Origin of the sequence: Mesorhizobium sp. M5C.F.Ca.ET.164.01.1.1, assembly GCF_004792125.1 — a bacterium.
In the GTDB taxonomy this organism is placed as follows: Bacteria; Pseudomonadota; Alphaproteobacteria; order Rhizobiales; family Rhizobiaceae; genus Mesorhizobium; species Mesorhizobium wenxiniae.
Genome location: NZ_SRTG01000407.1, coordinates 1 through 315 on the forward strand (window position 1 = coordinate 1; position 315 = coordinate 315).

At 59.4% G+C, this 315-nt stretch carries 1 protein-coding gene; it reads right to left on the reverse strand.

Annotated features, from left to right (window positions below; translation table 11 throughout):
- Window positions 1-239: 239 nt before the first annotated feature.
- Window positions 240-315: 5-deoxy-glucuronate isomerase (locus EN807_RS37760; RefSeq protein ID WP_135938057.1), on the reverse strand; the 76-nt coding region annotated here is incomplete at its 5' end.

Below are 315 nucleotides of genomic sequence, written 5' to 3' on the forward strand. Positions count from 1 at the left end.
GGCGCCGAACTTGTCGCGGCCCAGCCAATTGGCGGCCATGCGCGCCAGCGGCTCGTCCTGGCTTGGGGTGAAATAGATGGCGTAGCGCATAAGAAGTCCTCGTCAGACCGTTGCCATAGGTGATTTCCATGACGGATTGACGAAGCTTACGATGGTTTTCGATGGCAAATCGGCCAGGCAGGTCCTTAGCCGACGATTTTTCCGTGCTGGACCAATGGCTTCAGCGCAATGCAGGAGGCTCAGGCCTTCATCTGCCATTCGTGCTCGGGCGCGTTGTGGAACTTCCAGGTGCGCTTCGGCCCGGCCATGACGTTG